Annotated in this window: 11 protein-coding genes; all 11 read left to right on the top strand. The window is 61.6% G+C overall.

Annotated elements, in window-relative coordinates:
- Nucleotides 1-37 precede the first annotated feature (37 nt).
- The gene (locus KHU33_RS12515) at nucleotides 38-922 is read left to right on the top strand and encodes an isochorismatase family protein (protein WP_211463302.1); all 885 of its coding nucleotides are present in this window, start codon (nucleotides 38-40) and stop codon (nucleotides 920-922) included.
- A complete protein-coding gene (locus KHU33_RS12510; RefSeq protein ID WP_211463300.1) occupies nucleotides 923-4,924 on the top strand; it encodes a non-ribosomal peptide synthetase in 4,002 nt (1,333 codons plus the stop codon). It begins immediately after the preceding gene.
- Nucleotides 4,917-5,828, top strand: a complete 912-nt coding sequence (locus KHU33_RS12505) for a siderophore-interacting protein (protein ID WP_211463298.1) — start codon at nucleotides 4,917-4,919, stop codon at nucleotides 5,826-5,828. The genes KHU33_RS12510 and KHU33_RS12505 overlap by 8 nt, the downstream gene beginning before the upstream one ends.
- Nucleotides 5,825-6,754, top strand: coding sequence for an ABC transporter substrate-binding protein (locus tag KHU33_RS12500; protein ID WP_211463296.1), 930 nt, complete (start codon nucleotides 5,825-5,827; stop codon nucleotides 6,752-6,754). Before KHU33_RS12505 ends, KHU33_RS12500 begins: the two co-directional genes overlap by 4 nt.
- A 38-nt stretch (nucleotides 6,755-6,792) precedes the next feature.
- A complete protein-coding gene (locus KHU33_RS12495; protein ID WP_211463294.1) occupies nucleotides 6,793-7,839 on the top strand; it encodes a FecCD family ABC transporter permease in 1,047 nt (348 codons plus the stop codon).
- Nucleotides 7,836-8,921 carry a FecCD family ABC transporter permease gene (locus KHU33_RS12490; RefSeq protein WP_211463292.1) on the top strand — a complete coding sequence of 362 codons (1,086 nt, stop codon included), beginning with the start codon at nucleotides 7,836-7,838 and terminating at the stop codon, nucleotides 8,919-8,921. The genes KHU33_RS12495 and KHU33_RS12490 overlap by 4 nt, the downstream gene beginning before the upstream one ends.
- Nucleotides 8,921-9,778 carry an ABC transporter ATP-binding protein gene (locus tag KHU33_RS12485; RefSeq protein WP_230414223.1) on the top strand — a complete coding sequence of 286 codons (858 nt, stop codon included), beginning with the start codon at nucleotides 8,921-8,923 and terminating at the stop codon, nucleotides 9,776-9,778. The genes KHU33_RS12490 and KHU33_RS12485 overlap by 1 nt, the downstream gene beginning before the upstream one ends.
- A 23-nt stretch (nucleotides 9,779-9,801) precedes the next feature.
- Nucleotides 9,802-10,578 (top strand): 2,3-dihydro-2,3-dihydroxybenzoate dehydrogenase, encoded by a 777-nt coding sequence (locus KHU33_RS12480; protein WP_211463290.1) that lies wholly within the window; start codon nucleotides 9,802-9,804, stop codon nucleotides 10,576-10,578.
- A 164-nt stretch (nucleotides 10,579-10,742) separates the two neighbouring features.
- On the top strand, nucleotides 10,743-12,836 hold the full coding sequence (locus tag KHU33_RS12475) for a TonB-dependent receptor domain-containing protein (RefSeq protein WP_211463288.1): 2,094 nt from the start codon (nucleotides 10,743-10,745) through the stop codon (nucleotides 12,834-12,836).
- Nucleotides 12,837-13,065: 229 nt separating this feature from the next.
- Nucleotides 13,066-13,869, top strand: coding sequence for an alpha/beta fold hydrolase (locus tag KHU33_RS12470; RefSeq protein WP_211463286.1), 804 nt, complete (start codon nucleotides 13,066-13,068; stop codon nucleotides 13,867-13,869).
- 120 nt (nucleotides 13,870-13,989) lie between these two features.
- Nucleotides 13,990-16,422, top strand: a complete 2,433-nt coding sequence (locus KHU33_RS12465) for a penicillin-binding protein 1A (protein ID WP_211463284.1) — start codon at nucleotides 13,990-13,992, stop codon at nucleotides 16,420-16,422.
- The last annotated feature ends 11 nt before the right edge of the window (nucleotides 16,423-16,433 follow it).

Here is a 16,433-nt window from a genome sequence, read left to right as displayed (position 1 = left end):
CTCACTCACTTAACACTACTTACCAAAAATTATCTTTATGAGCATTCCAAAAATTCCCTCTTATCCAATGCCCGCCGTTAGCGCCATGCCGACCAATCGTGTCGACTGGGCTCCGGACCCGGCGCGCGCGGTGTTGCTGATTCACGATATGCAAGAGTATTTTCTCGATTTCTACGATGTCCAGGCCGCGCCGATACCCGCCTTGATCGAACATATCAAACGCCTGCGCGATGCTTGCGATGCTGCCGGCGTGCCGGTGGTGTATACCGCTCAGCCGGCGCAACAAGCACCCGAGCAGCGCGGCCTGCTGCAGGCATGGTGGGGGCCGGGGCTGACTGCGCGACCGCGGCGGGCGCCAGTGGTTGCCGCCTTGGCGCCGCGTGCGCAAGACACGGTGCTGACCAAATGGCGCTACAGCGCTTTTGTGCGCAGCGATCTGTTGCAGCGCATGCAGCAGCAGGGCCGCGATCAATTGATTGTATGCGGCGTCTACGCCCACATCGGCTGCCTGATGACCAGTGCGGACGCCTTCATGCACGATGTGCAAGCGCTTCTGGTGGGCGACGCCCTGGCCGATTTCTCCGCCGAACAGCATGCGATGGCGTTGGACTATGTGTCGCAACGCTGCGGCGTGGTCACCCATACGGATAACGTCGTCAGCGCCTTGCAACCGGCTGTCGCAGTCAGTCTGCCGGCCAGCCTGGCGGCACTGCAAGCAGAGGTGGCGCAATTGATGCAAATGCCGGTTACCGATTTGCGGATCGACGATAACTTGCTGCACGTCGGCCTTGATTCGATCCGTTTGATGAGCCTGGTCGAGCGTTGGCGGCGTGGCGGCGCTAGCGCCACTTTCGTCGATCTGGCCGAGCGGCCGACGCTGGCGGACTGGTGGAATTTGCTCGCTGCGTCGCGGAGCCATTGAATGGGAATCGCCCAGATGCAAGAGCTGGCGGAGCCATTACCGCTGTCGGCCGCACAATACGGTATCTGGCTGGGGCAGCAACTCGACGCCGGCAGCCCGGCTTACTGGACCGCCGAAGCGGTTGAGCTGCGCGGCGTGCTGGATCAGGCAGCATTCGCGGCGGCGTTGAGCCAGATGATAGCAGAGTGCGACGCTTTGCATCAACGCTATGCCAGCGACGGCAAAAATGTCTGGCAAACGCCTGCGCCAGATTCTGGCTGGAGCTTGCAACGGCTGGATTTCAGCGCTGCAGCGGCGCCATTCGAAGCAGCGCAGCGTTGGATGCAGGCTGACCTGCTGCAAACCGCCGATCTGGCGCACGGCCCTTTGTTTGCCAGCGCGCTATTGCAGCTTGGCGCTGAGCGCATGCTGTGGTATTTGCGGGTGCATCACGTGGCGCTGGATGGCTTCGGCTACGCCTTGCTGGCGCAGCGGGTGGCCGATCTGTATTCGGCGCGCATCGCGGGCAGCGGCTTGCCGCCGGCGCGCCCGAGCGCATTGGCGCCGGTAATTGCCGAAGATCAGCTCTATCTTTCTTCCGCTGCCTATGAACGAGATCGGGAATTCTGGCGTACGCGTCTGAAAGACGCGCCACCGCCTGTGCTGCTGGGGCCGGCAATGCCGGTGGCACATGGCGTGCGGCGCCAGCGCGGCAATTTGTCGGCTGCTGCCTTGCAGCGCTGGCACGTCGCGGCTAGTGCCGCCGGGGTCGATTGGACGGCGTGGCTGATTGCCGCCATCGCCGCCTGGCTGCAACAGAAAAGCGCCGCCAGCGAGATCACGCTTGGTTTGCCGGTGATGGGACGGCTCGGTTCGGCAGCGCTAAGCGTGCCATGCATGGCGATGAATATCGTGCCCTTGCGGTTGCAGGTAGACAGCCAGGCTGGCCTGAACCATCTGGCGCAGCAGGTAATGACTGAACTGCGCGCAATACGGCCGCATCAGCGTTATCGCTATGAACAACTCAAACACGATCTCGGCCTGAACGATGGCACGCGGCGACTGTTCGGGCCGGTGATCAACCTGATGCCGTTCGACCGGCCGCTGGCGTTCGGCCAACTGGCGGCGACTGCGCATCCGATCGCGGCCGGTCCGGTTGAGGATCTGTCGATTGTCATTGCCCCCGGCGCCGACGGCGTGCGGCTGGATTTTGAAGCCAATCCGGATGCTTACGATAGCGCCACATTGAGCGCCTTGCATGCAAGTTTGCTGGCGACCTTGGATGTTTTGGCGAACGCGCCGCACCACACCGCCACGCCATTGAGCTCGTTACTCGGCACAGCCGCCACGATCTCCACGCAGCCGGCCGTGTTATCCGGCGGCCCGCTGCCCGCCGCGCCAGAAGCGGTACTCGATGCTTTGCGCAAGCATGCCGCCAGCACGCCGCGGCAGATCGCGTTAGCGCAGGACGGCGTCTCCCTGACGTATGCCGAACTGCTGGCGCAAGTGCAGGCGCTGGCCGCCGTCTTGCTTGCTCACGGCGTACTGCCGGAAAGCCGCGTGCTGCTGTTGCTGCCGCGTGCGCCGGATACCGTGGTGGCCATGCTGGCGGTGCTGTGGGCCGGCGGCGGTTATGTGCCGCTCGATCCGGACGGCCCACTGCTGCGCATCGCAGCGGTGCTGGAAGATGCACAACCGGCGCTGGTGCTGAGTTTGCACCTGCACGCCGATAAGGTAAACGGGGTCGCGCCGCTGCTTTGTCTGGATGACAGCGTTAGCCACAATCTGCCGGGTGTCGCGCCTTTGCTTGAACCGGTTGCGGTCGCGGCGGATTCCCTGGCTTACGTGATCTATACCTCCGGTTCCACCGGCCGGCCGAACGGCGTCATGGTCGGCCGCGCTGCGCTGGCGCATTTTGTGGCCGGCGCAACGGCGTGCTACCGCATTAGCGCCAGCGACCGGGTGTTGCAATTCTCGCCTTTGCATTTCGACGCCAGCGTGGAAGAAATCTTCCTGACACTGTGCGCCGGCGCGAGCTTGATTTTGCGTAACGAAGAGATGCTGGAATCGCTGCCGCGTTTCTTGCAGGCATGCGAGCGGCTGCGCATCAGCGTGATGGATTTGCCGACCGCTTTCTGGCACGAACTCAGTTTTTGCATCAGCCAGCACGAGGCCGCGCTGCCGGACAACGTGCGGCTGCTCATCATCGGCGGTGAGGCAGCCTTGGCCGAACGAGTGGCGCGCTGGCGTGCAGCGGTAGCGCCGCATGTGCAATTGCTGAATACCTATGGGCCGACTGAAGCCACGGTGATTTGCACTACGGCAGAGCTGGCCGGACCCGGGGCGATTGATTTCGATGGCGATACGGTGCCGATCGGGCGGCCGCTGGCGGGCGTCGAGATTGCCGTGGTCGACGCTGAGATGCGTCCGGTGATGTGCGGCGAGGCTGGCGAGTTATGCCTGATGGGCGGCGCTTTGGCGCTTGGCTATCTGGGACGAGCGGCGTTGACCGCAGAACGTTTTGTGCAACTGGATGGGTTGCCAGGACACTCGGCGCCATGCAATGCCTACCGCACCGGCGACCGCGCGCTGCTGGGCGGCGATGGCGAATTGCGCTATCTGGGACGCCTGGACGATGAGTTCAAACTCAGCGGCCATCGCATCGATCCGCTGGAAATCGAAGCGGCCATGCTGTTGTATCCGGGCGTGCGCGAAGTCGCGGTGGTGGCGCAGCCGCTCGCCAGTGGCGGCAAACGTTTGGTGGCGTTCGTTGTCAGCGACCAAAGCTTGCCGACAGCGGCCATCTGGCGCGATTTCCTGGCCCGGCATTTGCCAGCGGCGGCGATTCCCGGCAGTTATCCGGCGCTGCCGAAATTGCCGCGCAACGTCAACGGCAAGATAGACCGCAAGGCGCTGCGCGAGCTGTCGCCGATGACCATCACTGCCGAAGATCAATCCAATGTCGTCGCCAGCAAGCTGGAACAAACCGTGATGGCGGTCTGGCGCGAAGTATTGGGGGTGAGCGATTTAAGCCCGGCGGACGATTTTTTTGCCCTCGGCGGCAAATCCTTGCAGGTGATCCAGGTCGCCAACCGGCTCGGCATTGCCTTGCAGCGCGAGATCGCGGTATCGGCCTTGTTCCGTCATCGCACCGTGGCGGCGCTGGCGCAGTCCTTGAGCGCGCTGGCCGGCCATTCGCCGCCGCCAGCCGCCGCCGGTTCCGAATTTGCACCGCTGCTGCTGATCCAGCGCGGCGCCAGCCAGTCGCCGGCGCTGTTTTGCGTGCACCCGGCAGAAGGCTTGGCCTGGTGTTATCTGGGTCTCACCATGCAACTGCCGGATACCCCTATCTACGGTTTGCAAGCCATCGGCATCAGCGGCGAAGCCCCTACCAGAGTTGAAGCTCAGGTGGATGCCTACTTGGCCTTGCTGCGCAGTGTGCAGGCACACGGGCCGTATCGCCTGCTTGGCTGGTCGTCCGGCGGCGGCATCGCCCATGCAATGGCGGTCAAGCTGCAACAGGCCGGTGAAACGGTGGCCCTGCTGGCGATGATGGACGCCTATCCGAGCGATATCTGGCAAGGCCAACCGGAACCGCAAGAACGCGATGCGCTGCTGACCTTGCTCGACGTGATCGGCGCTTCGCCGCTGGACGCCGACGGCCAGGCGCTGTCGCATGAAGCCATGCTGGCCCGTTTCAAACAGCCGGACAGCACCTTGGCCGGCTCCGATGAGGCGCACCTGGCGCGATTGGTAAAGAGCGCCTTGCACGGCATGTTGCAGTATCGCGATTTGCGGCATCAGCCTTACCACGGCGATCTGCTGTTTTTCCATGCCTCCCGCCGTACCCCCGAAGCACCCGACTGGCTGGGCTGGAAGCCCTATGTGCAAGGCCGCATGGAGCGCATCGATATCGACAGCACGCATATCGGCATGAGCAAGCCGGCGCCGTTGGCGCATATCGGCCGCGAGTTGGCCAGGCGGTTGAGTCTTGAATCCATTACGCGCAGACACCATGAGTAAAACATCCGAAACTACATCTACTCCTCGCACGCCGCCACGCCTGTTGCGTGTGCGGCGCACGCAACAACTGACGCCGCACATGCGGCGCATTACGCTGGCCGGCGAGGCGCTGGCCGGTTTTCCGCCGGCCAGCGACGGCGCGCATATCAAATTGCTGTTGCCGCGCCCAGGTCAAATTGAACCGGTACTGCCGACGCTGGGCCCGGACGGTCCGATCTGGCCGCCGGACGACATCCGGCCGATTGCCCGCACTTATACGGTTGGCCGTTACGACGCGGCAGCCGGCGAACTGGATATCGATTTCGTCTTGCACGGCGACGATGGCCCGGCCTCAAGCTGGGCCTTGCACGCCGAGCCTGGCGCCGCCATCGGTGTCGCTGGCCCGGGTGGTCCGCCGCGCTTTTTGCCGGACGCCGCGTATTTTCTTCTGCTGGGCGATCCCAGCGCTTTCGCGGTGCTGGCGGCAGTCCTCGCGGCCTTGCCCGAGCATGCCCGCGGCCATGCCTTGATAGAGGTGCCGGACAATAGCGAAATCCAGCCCTTGCGTCATCCGCCTGGCATCGATCTGCACTGGCTGTCGCGCAACGGCGCACCGGCCGGCAGCAGCACGCTGTTACTGCAGCAGGTGTCTGCTCTGAACCTGCCATCCTCCGGGCTGTCGGTGACGCTGGCCGGCGAGAGCACCCAAGTGGTGGCCCTGCGCGAGTATCTGCTCAAGCAGCGCGGCGTGCCGCGGCGCGCCATGTATGCCGTGCCGTACTGGAAAGATGAGCACACCGAAGAGGATTACCACGCCGAACGGCATCGAATCATGGATGCGTTTGAGCTGGACCAGGTTGCTCAGCAAGAGCGCCGCACCGCCGTTCCTGCCACTACCACCGTCATCAAGGAAACCTCGATATGAATAACCGTCTTTCATTTATCCGCACGGCGCTGTTTGCGCTACTGGCATTTTCCGCGATGTCAGCCTTTAGCGCCGGGCGCAGCATTGTCGATGCAGCGGGCAGGGCAGTGCAAGTGCCGGTGCAACCGCAACGCGTGCTGGCCTTGTCCGAAATCGATCTGGATTCCCTGCTGGCGCTGAAGATCAAGCCGGTCGGCGCCACCAACGGCCGCGGCCAGGGCGGCATGCCGCATTACCTTGGCAACGCCGTTAGCGGCCTTGCCAGCGTCGGTAATTTCGGCAGCCCGGTACTGGATCTGGTGATCAGCGCGCAGCCGGATCTGATCCTGGTCGGCAGCTTGCCCGATCCTGAATTACTGGCGCAATTGGGCAAGATCGCGCCCACCGTGGTCAGCTATAAGCAAGGCGAAGACTGGCAACTGGCTCTGCGCCGTATTGCCGACGTGGTAGGGCGGCCAGCTCAAGCCGACGCCTTGCTGACGGCCTATCGGCAGCGCGCCGATGCGCTGCGCGGCAAATTGGGTGCGCAAGCCAATACGACCGTGAGCGTGGTGCGCTGGAATCCGCAAGGGCCTTCATACATGTTGAAAGACGCATTCGCCAGCCTGGTGCTGGCCGATCTCAAATTGCGGCGGCCGGCGGCGCAAATGCAGGCCGGGGTTGCGCACTCGCCGCCCTTGAGCCTGGAAGCGCTGTCGCGTATCGACGCCGACTGGTTGTTTGTCGGCACCCTCAACACCAGTCAGGCTAACGATGCGCTGAGTGCAGCACGTCAGAGTCCGGCCTTCCGTCAACTGGGTGCGGTGCAAAAGGGCCACATGGTGGCAGTGGATGGATCGTTGTGGACCAGCCCTGGCGGCCCGTTGGCGGCACTGGCGATTTTGCAGGATGTGGAAAAGGCCATGCTGGGTTTTAAGCAAGAATGAATTCAAGCAGTTTTTTGCAACGCGTTCCCGGAGTTCTTGTGTTTGATCATGCTTATCGCCCGGCGCTACGGCGGGTGCTGTTTATTTTGCTGGCGCTGGTGGTGCCGGCGCTGGCTTTGGCGTCCTTGCTGGTCGGCGCCGGTGAGTTTAGCGCGATGGATGCCTTGGCTTTTTTATCAGGCGAGGCCAGAGCACGCAGCGATCCGCAATTGCAGACCGTTTTGCTGAGCTTGCGCCTGCCACGCATGGCGGCGGCTTTATTGGTCGGTAGCGCCTTGGGCGTGGCTGGCATGTTGATGCAAACCGTGACGCGCAATCCCCTGGCTGAACCCGGTCTGCTCGGCGTGAACGCCGGCGCGGCGCTGGGCGTGGTGGTGGGCATCGCCTGGGCCGGGGTGGAAAACGGCCCTGGCTATCTGTTATGGGCCGGGCTTGGGGCAATGCTAGGCAATGCTTGCGTATTGGCGGTTGCCCAGTTTGGCCATCAGGCTGTCGCACCGCTGCGCCTGGTGCTGGCCGGGGTTGCGCTAGGCGCGACTTTCATCGGCATCAGTTCCGCCATCCTGTTGTCGCAACCTGCCGGCTACGATCAATACCGTTTCTGGGTGCTCGGTTCCCTGGCTGGCATTACACCCAGCATGACACTCTGGACCGCGCCCGTCGTCATCGCCGGTTTGTTGTCTGCGCTGTTGCTGGCGCGGCCCTTGTCGGCATTGCTGCTGGGCGACGATATCGCCCGTTCGCTGGGCCATCGGCCGTTGCCGTTGCGGCTCGGCGTGGCCTTCAGCGTGACTTTGCTGACCGGGAGCGCGGTGGCGCTGGCCGGTCCGATCGGCTTCCTGGGTTTGCTGGCGCCGTTCTTGGCGCGCGCTTTGACACCGTTATTGCGGCATGCCAGTCTGGCCGCGCAATTGCTGGTCGCGGCCTGGCTGGGAGCCGGCCTGCTGCTGGCCGCCGATCTTGCTGCACGGCTGGCGGTGCAGCCATTCGAGACGCCGATCAGCGTGATGACCGCTTTGGCCGGTGCGCCATTGCTGATCTGGCTGGCGCGTTCGCGGGCGTGGCAGAACGGTGCTGCCTTATGAGCGCTTTGCTGCCGGAAATTGCACCGCGGGTCGTTCAAGCTGCAGTGCTCGACGCCGACATGCGCATGCTGCGTTGCGGCCGTCTTTCCTTGTTGTTCGCCCGTCGTTCCTTATGGGTGACGGTGGGTTTGAGCATGCTGCTGGCCGCGGCGGTCGGCATGGCCTTGCTGGCCGGCTCGACCTGGCTGTCGCCGCGCCAATTGCTGGCCGTGCTGCAGGGGCAGGCCGCGCCGGGCATGCAACTGCTGGTGCTGGAGTTCAGATTGCCGCGGGTGCTGGTCGGCTTGCTGGCCGGCACGGCGCAGGGTATGGCCGGTTGCCTGATTCAAGCCTTGACCCGCAACCGCCTGGCGACGCCGGATCTGCTGGGCGTCGCCGATGGCGCCACGCTGGGAGTATTCGTGGCGCTGATCAGCAGCGCTGCTGGCATGTTCGGGCCTTGGTGGGTCGGCCCTCTAGGGGCTCTCGGCGCGGTGGTCTTATTGCTGATCGCCTCCGGCAACCTGGGGCGTCGCGGACAGCGCCTGTTGATTGTCGGCCTGGCCTTGTCGAGCTTGTTGCGCGCAGTGACCGAGCTGGCGCTGTCACGTCAGGAACTGATGCACGCCAGCTCGCTGTATGCCTGGAGTATCGGCAGTCTTAACGGCCGTTCTTACATCGCTGCCTTGCCGCTGGCGCTGGGCCTGCTGTTGTTGCTGCCGCTGACCTTGTTAAGTACGCGCCGTCTGGCCTTGCTGCGTTTCGATCTGGAGATTGCCAGCGGACTCGGTTTGCCGGTCCGCGCCACCCAGTGGCAAGCGCTGTTGACTGCGGTATTGCTGGCCGGCCTGGCGGTCGGCGTCTGCGGCCCGATCGCGTTCGTTGCACTGGCGGCGCCGTTTGTCGCCGAGCGGCTGGTCGGCGGCGGCCGCATCGCTTTGCTCGGCGCCGCGCTGGTGGGGGCGACACTGGTAGTCGGCGCCGATACCTTGGGACGAGTGTTGCTGGCGGCGGCCGAATTACCGGTCGGCGTGATTTGTAATTTGCTCGGCGGGCCGTTCTTGTTATGGCTGCTGTTGAGCGAGCGCAGGGGGGATAGCTAATGCAGGAAATAGTTAAGAAAAATCAGATGTTGGTGGTGCAGGGATTGCACGCCTGTCATCAAAAAACACAGGTATTGCACGGCATAAACCTGAGCATCGCGCCAGGAAAAATAACCGTCATCGTCGGCCCCAATGGCTGCGGTAAATCGACGCTGTTGCGCTGCATGGCGCGCTTGCATAAGCCGTCCCGGGGCAGTGTCCTGTCGGGTAGCGAAGATCTGTGGCAGATGCGTCCGCAACAGGCCGCGCGTCGTCTGGCCTTGCTGCCGCAAGCACCGCAGGCGCCGGAAGGCATCAGCGTCAGCGGCCTGGTGCGTTACGGCCGCCATCCGCATCAAGGGCTGTTGCAGCAATGGTCGGCCGAGGATGAACGGGCGGTGCGCAACGCGCTGCAGGCGACTGACGTGCTGGCGCTGGCCGAGCGGCGTCTCGATCAGCTATCCGGCGGCCAGCGCCAGCGCTGCTGGTTGGCGATGGTGCTGGCGCAGGAGACGCCGCTGCTGCTGCTGGATGAACCGACCAGCATGCTCGATCTGGGGCATCAGGTCGATGTCTTGAACCGTATACGGATGCTGGCCGCAGCGGGACGCAGCGTGGTGATGGTGCTGCATGACCTGATGGCCGCCGCCCGCTACGCCGATACGCTGGTGGCGATGCGCAACGGCCGGGTGCTGGCGGCCGGTGCGCCGCGCGAGATCGTTACCCCGGCGTTGGTGCAGCAACTGTATCAAGTGGATGTGGACGTGCTGGCGGCGCCTGGCGACGGCGCGCCGGTGGTGGTGCCGGTGGCTAGCCCAGGCATTGCGGATCAAGCCAATGAAGCCGATGCAGACAGCGCGCTGGCGCTGGAACTCTGACGAATATCTCACACAAGGACGACATGGAATTTCAAGACAAGGTAGTACTGGTAACCGGCGCGGCGCAAGGTATCGGCGCCGCCGTCGCACGGGCATTGGCGCAACAAGGTGCGAAGCTGGCTTTACTCGATCTTCAGGCTGACGCGGTGGCGGCGCTGGCTGCTGAATTGAACGGCGCGGGCAACGCCGCGTTTGGCATCGCGCTCGACGTTGCCGACAGCGCGGCGGTGGACGCGGCGGTGGAACGGGTTGAGCTCGCATTGGGGCCGATCGATATCCTGGTCAACGCCGCCGGCATCTTGCGCCTCGGCGCAGCGCTCGATTGCAGCGACGCCGACTGGGAGCAGACTTTTGCAGTCAATGTCGGCGGCGTGTTCCGGCTCTGCCGTGCAGTGGCGCGCCGCATGGCGCCGCGTCAGCGCGGCGTGATCGTGACGGTCGCCTCCAATGCGTCCGCGGTGCCGCGCCAGCAGATGGCTGCTTATGCGGCGTCCAAGGCAGCATCGGCGCATTTCACCCGCTGCCTGGGGCTGGAACTGGCGGAGCACGGCATACGCTGCAACGTGGTTTCACCCGGCTCCACCGATACCGCCATGCAGCGTCTATTGTGGACCAGCCCGGAGCATAAGCAGGCGGTGATCAATGGCTCGCTGGAACACTATCGCCTGGGGATTCCGCTGGGCCGGATTGCCGACGCTGAAGACATCGCCGAGGCGGTAGTGTTTCTGGCTTCGGACCGCGCCCGGCATATCACCATGCATGAACTATGCGTGGATGGCGGCGCCACGCTCGGCGCTTAAGGCCAGCTCGACAGACCCCGTCATAAAAGATATTCGCGTCTACCGCAAATGTGTTGTGGATTTTTTCGTGTCGAAATACTATCATGTAAATGATAATGAAAATCATTATCAATAAAGACGTTGTCAATCGAAGCGCACATTAAAAATATAAGGGAGTTGTGGCTATGAATCTGAAATTGAAAAGTCTTACCCTGGGTTTTGTCCCAGGTTGCGCACGGGCACTGCCGGCTTTGTGCGGCGGCGTATTTGTTGGCACCATCAGCGCCGGCTCTGCCTATGCCGAGACCACCTTGAAAGAGGTGGTGGTCACCGCCAGCGGTTATGAACAGCAAATCAAGGACGCGCCTGCCACCATCAGCGTGATTACCCGAGAGCAGCTGGAAAAACAGCCTTTCAATAATCTGCAAGACGCGGTCAGTCACCTGGAAGGCGTCAGCATTGTCGGCGGCGATAATAATTCCAAGGATATTTCGATCCGCGGCATGCCCGGCGAATATACCTTGATCATGGTCGACGGCAAGCGCCAGGGTACCCGCGAAACCAGCTCGCGCGGCACCGGCGGCATCCAGTCCAGCCTGATCCCGCCACTGGCTGCGATCGAACGGATCGAAGTGGTGCGCGGCCCGATGTCTTCGTTATACGGCTCGGACGCGATCGGCGGCGTGATCAATATCATTACCCGCAAAGTTCCCAAGACCTGGGGCGGGGCGCTGAACGCCAGCACCACTACCCAGCAACGCTCCAATCTGGGTAACGAATATCAGGGCGATTTCTATCTGGCCGGGCCGATCAAGGACGAGGTAGTCGGCTTGCAGGTATACGGCAATCTGAACACCCGCGAAGAGGACAAAGTGGTGGATGGCACCAGCCAGACCGACACCCGCTCGATCACCGCCAAACTGGGCATCAAGCCGGCCAGCAATCAAGACATTACGCTGGAGGCCGGCCATGAAGAATTGAAACGGACCTATACGCCGGGCAAATCGCTGGCGCTGGACGATAGCCAGACCATCTCTGAAAATACCCGCACCCATTGGGCTGCATCGCATACCGGGCGTTGGAATTTCGGTAGCACCGATCTTGCCCTGTACCAGGAAATCGGCGAATTCAACGGCAAGACCAACGGCCCGCTTGGGCCTGAAGCCGCTGCCGCCAGCCCTAAAATCACCAACACCATCCTCGATGCGCAAGTGACTTTGCCGTTCACCAGCAACATTCTTAGGATGGGCGGCCAGTACACGCATAATCAGTTGGACGGCACCGCTGCGGAAAGCCCGGCCAGAATCGGCAGAACCCCGCTGAACTATGTGAATCCGGGATCGATCACGCGCAAGTCGTGGGCGCTGTTCGCCGAAGACGAATACTTCGTCACCAGCAAATTATCGTTGACCGGCGGTTTGCGCCTGGACCATGACGACAAATACGGCCAGCACTTCAACCCTCGGGTCTATGCTGTCTATCAATTGGCGCCGACGCTGACCGTGCGCGGCGGCGTCGCCAAAGCCTTCCGGGCTCCCAACTTGCGTCAGAGTTCAGCCGATTACGTGATGTCCAGCGGCGGCCCGACTTCGATGCCAGGCGTGTTATACGGCAATCCGGATCTGAAAGCCGAAACCAGCGTCAATCAGGAAATCGGCTTGCGCTACGATGGGCCGGAAGGCTTGAGCGGCAGCGTGACGGTGTTCAATAACGATTTCAAGGACAAGATCGTCAGCGATTTTGCAGGCAGGAAAGATCCTTTGACCGGTCTTCCCCTATATACCTACAACAACATCGCCAAGGTAAATATCCGCGGCGTCGAAATGGGGCTGACGGTGCCGCTGTCGAATGTCTTCAAACTGTCCGGCAACTATACCTATACGGATTCGAAGCGCGAGAGCGATGGCGAAACCGCGTTCAACGGCCGTTCTTTGAAAGGGCAGCCGCTGGATAAAACCCCGAAACACGCAGCCAATCTCAAACTCGACTGGCTGCCGCGCGACGGCGTCTCGGCGTTTGCCAGAGCCAACTATGTCAGCGAACAGTTCTGGGCTGCATATCGTAACGGCGGCGCCGGCGTGCGCACTCGTCCGGCAACCACTACCTTCGATCTGGGCGGATCGTATGCGATTAATAAAATGCTGACGCTGAACGCGGCGCTGCTGAATCTGACCGACAAGGTGGTCGATGTCGACCGCCGGCCGCGTGCCACCATCAACGGCAATTGGCTGGTGGACGAAGGCCGCCGCTTGTGGCTGGGCTTGAATGCGCGCTTCTGATTGCTTCTGTTTTTTGTCGCTGAAACTATTGCGCAGCTGCGTTCAGCTCCTGCGCAATAGCGTATACGGGCATGGCCCTTGGCATTCGTTCTGAGCAGCGGCTCTAAAATTCCCATTGGAACATCGCTGCTTTCGGTTTTAAATAAGATCCCTATTGAAACAGGTTTGCTGTCTTCTTCGCTGTTTTCTTCGCTGTTTTCTTATTTACGACTGATTTATTACTGACGCCATGCGCCCGATTTTGCATTTTATCCACGGTAACAGTTTCCCTGCAGGGACTTATCGGCAGTTCCTTGACTATCTGGGGCACGACTATGATGTGCGTTCGCTCGACATCCACGCCCACAATCCCAAATACCCTGTAACCGACGGCTGGCCGGCGCTGGTGCAGGAATTGATCGATGAACTGGCGGCGCGTTACGCCCAGCCGGTGATCCTGGTCGGCCATTCGATGGGCGGCGGCCTGGCCTTGCTGGCGGCGTTGCAGCGTCCGGATCTGGTCAGTTGCGTAGTGATGCTGGATACGCCGGTGGTGGTGGGCTGGCGCGCAGGCCTGTTGCGCGGCGCCAAAGCGCTGGGGCTGGATAAGCGGGTATCGCAAGCCAGGTTTTCGGCCAAGCGGCGCAATCTGTGGCCGAGCGCGGAAGCCGCCTATCAGCATTTCGCCGGCAAGCAGGTGTTTGCCAACTGGGCTCCGGAAGTATTGCGCGACTATATTACTTACGGGCTGGAAGAGGATCAGGGCAATGTGGTTCTGCGCTTCCGGCGCGATATCGAAACGGCGGTTTACCGGACCCTGCCGCACCATATGGGAAACCTGTTGAAGGGCGGATTCCCGGTGCCTATCGGTTTTGTCGGCGGCGTCGACTCGGTCGAATGCCGGCAGGCCGGCCTGGATGCAACCAAACGCCTGGTCGGAAAATATTTCAGGCAAATCCCTGGCGGCCACCTGTTCCCGATGGAAACGCCGGAACTCGCTGCGGCCACCACGCGTCAGATGATCGTATCCCTGTTGGCCTCCCGCGCTGCTTAGGTGAAAATCAAGCGGATGCGAATTGGATACTTGAGTATCGATTCGTAACAAATAGTAGCCATTCGAGGTCCTGTGCTCAGCATGTTGTAGGATACAGGGCTATTTCCATCGAATATTGCTATGTCATCAACAAAGAAAACCAAGCAAGATACAAACAACGCCAAATCCGGCCTTGACCAGGCAAGAAACAACGGCAAGGGCAGTGTCGCGAACGCGCTGTTGCTTACCATTGGCGGCCTGGTGCTGGCCGGCGTTGTCATCGGCGGCTTGCTGCTGACGTATGCACTGGTAGTCATGACGCCGCAACTGCCGCCCTTGGATGCGATCACCGACTATCGTCCCAAAGTGCCCTTGCGCATTTACACCGCCGACCATGTCCTGATCGGCGAGTTTGGCGAGGAACGGCGCAGCCTGGTCAAGCTGGACGACATTCCGGCGGACATGAAGAATGCGGTGCTGGCGATTGAAGATGCGCGTTTCTATCAGCATGGCGGCATCGACGTCATCGGCATTTTGCGCGCCGGCCTGACCGACATCTTGCATGGCGGCGCTTCGCAAGGCGCCAGCACCATCACCATGCAGGTCGCCCGCAACGTTTTCCTGTCCAGCGAAAAAACCTATTCGCGCAAGATCTATGAAATCCTGCTGGCCTACAAGATCGAGACAGCGCTGAGCAAGGATCAGATTCTTGAGGTCTACATGAATCAGATCTACCTGGGGCAGCGCTCGTTTGGTTTCGCCGCCGCCGCGCGCACCTATTTCGGCAAGGACCTGAAGGACGTCACGCTGGCGCAAGCCGCGATGCTGGCCGGTTTGCCGAAAGCGCCTTCTGCCTACAATCCGGTGGTCAATCCCAAGCGCGCAAGAATTCGCCAGGAATATATCCTGAAGCGCATGCTCGATCTGAAATTCATCAGCCAGGAACAATACGATCATGCCTTGGCAGAAGACATTCAGGTCAAGACCAAGGGTAACAACTACAGCGTGCATGCCGAGTACGCCATCGAAATGGTGCGCCAGATGCTGTACGCGCAATTCAAGGAAGATACCTACACCCGCGGCTTGAGCGTCACCACCACCCTGAATGCGGCCGATCAGCTGGCAGCGTACAACGCGGTACGCAAGGGCGTGATGGATTACGACCGCCGCCACGGCTATCGCGGGCCGGAGTCGACCATCGAGTTGCCGGCAGCCGGCGACGAGCGTGACCAGGCCATCGAAGACGCCTTGGCGGATAAACCCGACAATGACGACATCGTACCGGCCGTGGTTTTGAGCGCGGACCCCAAGCAGGTGCAAGTGATGCTGCGCAACGATAGCGCAGCCACCATCAGCGGCGATGGTTTGCGCTTTGCCGCCTCAGCCCTGAGCCCGAAAGCCGGCAAAAATCTGAAGATTCAAAAAGGCTCGGTGATACGCGTCATCAATACCGCCAAAGGCTGGCAAATCACCCAGTTGCCGCAGGTCGAGGCCACCATGGTGTCGCTGACGCCGCAGACCGGCGCCATCCGTTCCTTGATAGGCGGTTTCGATTTCAACCAGAATAAATTCAACCATGTGACCCAAGCCTGGCGTCAGCCCGGTTCGGCGTTCAAGCCGTTCATTTATTCGGCGGCGCTGGAAAAAGGTTTCGGGCCGGCTTCCATCATCAACGACGCGCCGGTGTCCTACCCCGGCGCACCCGGCCAGGGCAATTGGGAACCGAAGGATGACGATCAGCCCGACGGCCCGATGCCGTTGCGCACCGGTTTGCAGCGTTCGAAGAATCTGATATCGATCCGTTTGCTGGATGCGATCGGCGTCAAATACGCCCAGGAATTCGTCACCAGCCATTTCGGTTTCGACGTCGACAAGACTCCGCCTTATCTGCCTCTGGCTTTGGGCGCGGGCCAAGTCACGCCGCTGCAACTGGCCGGCGCTTACGCGGTGCTGGCGAATGGCGGTTATCGGGTCAATCCCTACCTGATTGCACAAGTGACCGATTCACGCGGCGCGGTACTGACCAAGGTCGAGCCGCAAATCGCCGGCCAGAATGCGACGCGGGTACTGGATGCGCGTAACAGCTTCATCATGACCAGCCTGCTGCAATCGGTGGCGCAACGCGGCACCGGCGCCGGCACCAATGTGCTGCACCGGACCGACCTGGCCGGCAAGACCGGTACCACCAACGATGCTTTTGACGGCTGGTTTGCCGGTTATCAGAATAGCCTGGTGGCGGTGGCCTGGATGGGTTACGACCAGCCGAAGAGCCTGGGCAGCCGCGAATTCGGTGCGCAACTGGCGTTGCCGATCTGGGTCGAATACATGGCGCGCGCCTTGCGCGGCGTGCCGGAACAGCAGATGCCGATGCCGGAAGGCGTAACCACCATCAACAATGAGTTTTACTTCGATAATTTGACGCCGGGCAATGGCTTCATCGCTTCGCTCGGGCTGGGCGCAAACGGCGGCGCACCTGTCGAAATCGGTCCCGATGGCATGCCTGTACCTATGCCGCAAACCTCTCCGCAAGAGGATGAGAAGCAGAATATTCTCAAGTTATTTAGCGGTCATTGAAGCGGCATGGA

The organism is Collimonas silvisoli, from assembly GCF_018305005.1.
Lineage (GTDB): Bacteria > Pseudomonadota > Gammaproteobacteria > Burkholderiales > Burkholderiaceae_D > Collimonas > Collimonas silvisoli.
The sequence above is the reverse complement of the archived record's forward strand: the minus strand, read 5'-3'. Positions and strand labels throughout refer to the sequence as shown.